We start from the raw sequence: 2,628 nt of genomic DNA, 5'->3' as shown, positions 1-2,628 counted from the left end.
TGCGTATTTCGGAAGAACGGGACAGTGGTTTCACTAAATCGCGGACAGTGTTTTCATTAATTCCGGGACAGCCTGGTGTGGTCGATTTTCGCCTGCCTGGTTGAAGTCATGAGCGATTGATTTCGCCGTTTTCAGCGCCGGTCAAGTGGGATGGTGTTTTTTGCCGTCGCATGCTGTCGCCTTCAAGGGCAATGCGGTGCGCATTGTGGATGATCCGATCGAGGATTGCGTCTGCGATGGTCGGTTCTCCGATCATGTCGTGCCACTGGGCTACGGGGAGCTGTGCGGTGATGAGCGTCGATTTCCGGCGATAGCGTTCTTCGAATATTTCCAGCAAGTCGAGGCGTTGTTGATCTGTGAGCGTGTGCGTTCCCCAGTCGTCGAGGATCAGCAACTGGACACGGGCAAGCTTATCGACCAGTCGCGGGAAGCGGCCGTCGAGCCGGGCAAGGGCAAGGTCTTCGAACAGACGCGGCATGCGCAGATACAGGACGGAATGATCGAGCCGGGCAGCCTGACGACCGAAGGCGCAGGCAAGCCAGGTTTTTCCCGTGCCGGTCTGGCCGGTGATAATCATGTTCTCATGCGCCTTCAACCATGCCCCTTGCGCAAGCGACAGCGTGTTGCGGCGGTCGAGACCGCGATGAGCGGCAAAGTCGATGTTCTCGATGCAGGCATCGGGAAAGCGGAGTTTTGAAGCTGCAAGCCGGTTGGTCAGGCGCTTGTCGGATCGCAGAGCCGTTTCCCGGTCAAGCATCAGGCCGAGCCACTCGTCGCGGCTGAGATCGCTGCTGTTGTTCTGAGCGGCAAGTTCGCGATAGGCCGTTGCCATTCCGGCCAGGCCAAGGGCCTGCATCTGGTCAAGAGTTGGATGTGTCAGCATGGGTCTTTCCTTTCCTTCATTGATAATAGGAGCCGCCGCGGATGTTGGTGTGCGGCGGGGTGGGCTTTGCCGGATCGGTCTGGGGTTTGGTTCGATCGAGACCGGATTTGAGAATGGCGGCGACAGAGGAATAGGTGATGGAGTTTATGATCAGTGCCCGCTCGCACGCTGCTTCCAGGCGATCCGTCTCGTAACGGCGGGCAAGCGACAGAATCCCGAAGGCCGAGCGATATCCTTGTTCGGGATGAGGACGATCGCGCATCATCCGCTCGACCAGAATGGCGGTGTTCACCCCGATCCTTGCCGCTTGGTTCAAAAGCGATGCCGGCGTCGTGTTGGCATAACGCTGATGGGATTTGGGCATATGCTCGTTGACCGTGACATGCCCGGATCGCTGAGAACGCCTGACATGGCTGGCAATCCGCTTGTGATCGAGGAATATCTCGACCACCCGGTGGGTCAGACGCACATCGACCTGTCGGCCGATCAGGCGGTGCGGCACAGAGTAGAAAGTCTTATCGACCTCGACATGGTAATCAGGATGGACCTTTGCCGATTTCCACTCCGCATAGTCAAACGGCGTTGCCGGCAGCGGCGCAAGCGCCTTTCTCTCGACTTCCTCGAACAACTCCCGGCGAGACTTGCCGATGTGGCGCATCTGGCGGTTGTTCAAGTCGTCGAGTAGAACCGATATCGCGGCGTTCAGATCGGCCAGACTGAAGAAGCGACGGTTTCTGAGACGAGCCAGTATCCAACGCTCAACGATCAGCACGGCACCCTCGACCTTGGCCTTATCGCGGGGTTTACGGCTTCTGGTCGGCAGGATGGTCGTATCGTAATGTTCGGCCATGGCAGCGAAGGTGGCGTTGAGCGTGGGCTCGAACCATAGCGCCTTGGCGACGCCCGCCTTCAGGTTGTCGCACACGATCGCCTTCGGGACGCCGCCGAAGAAGCTCAGCGCCCGTTCCTGACCCTCGATCCAGTCCGGTAGTTTCTGGCTGAAGCTGGCATAGGCGAATGTCAACGACGAGGCGGGAAGCATCGCCACAAAGATTTGTGCCGAATGGATGACGCCGGTCGAAGGGTCGATGATGGGGATCGTGTGGCCGGCGTAATCCGTCTGCATCACCGCACCCGCCTCATGACGGTTGCGGAACGTCGCGTGAGCGCGGCGTTCGAAGACGGCAAAACGGTCGCAAAACCATGTGTAGCCGTAGCCGTCGGGATGGCTCGCCCTGTATTCCTGCCAGAGCAGCGTCAGCGTTACACCCTTGCGCTTCAGCTCGGCGGAAACGGACCGCCAATCCGGCTCGACCAAGTCTTGTGGCGGCCGGCCAACGCGCCGGAAAAGATGTCGCTCCAGCGCGGCATCATCGTCCAGGCCCGCAGGCAACGGCCAGACCGAAAGTCCGGTCTCCCTCGCTCGCAACAGATACGTCGCCACAGAGGTTTTGCTGATCTTCAGGCGTTCCGAAACGGCGCGAACCGAAAGGCCCTGCTCGTGCGTCAGTCGCAGTATCGATCGAATGTCTTTCACTGTCGTTCGTCTCGCTTGCTTCCGTCTTGGCATGGCCCCTCTCAACCGATGATGAGGAGGCAATCTGCCAGAACGGCGCTTGCGAAAATCGACCTACAAATCCACATCCGGAACTGTCCCGGAATTAGTGGAATTGCTGTCCCGTATTTACTGAAATCCCTGTCCGCGAATTACTGGAATCTCTGTCCCGAAATTAGTGAAACACGCA

Annotated in this window: 2 protein-coding genes; both read right to left on the bottom strand. The window is 58.7% G+C overall.

Annotation, left to right across the window (positions count from 1 at the left end; translation table 11 throughout):
• Window positions 1-106: 106 nt before the first annotated feature.
• The gene (gene istB, locus AX760_RS02885) at window positions 107-883 is read right to left on the bottom strand and encodes an IS21-like element helper ATPase IstB (protein WP_071831326.1); all 777 of its coding nucleotides are present in this window, start codon (window positions 881-883) and stop codon (window positions 107-109) included.
• A gap of 16 nt (window positions 884-899) precedes the next feature.
• A complete protein-coding gene (gene istA, locus AX760_RS02880) occupies window positions 900-2,453 on the bottom strand; it encodes an IS21 family transposase (protein ID WP_071831325.1) in 1,554 nt (517 codons plus the stop codon).
• Between the last annotated feature and the right edge of the window lie 175 nt (window positions 2,454-2,628).

Origin of the sequence: Pararhizobium antarcticum (genome assembly GCF_001885585.1) — a bacterium.
Taxonomy (GTDB): Bacteria; Pseudomonadota; Alphaproteobacteria; order Rhizobiales; family Rhizobiaceae; genus Pararhizobium; species Pararhizobium antarcticum.
Note: the sequence above shows the minus strand (reverse complement) of the source record. Positions and strands in the feature narration are given on the sequence as shown.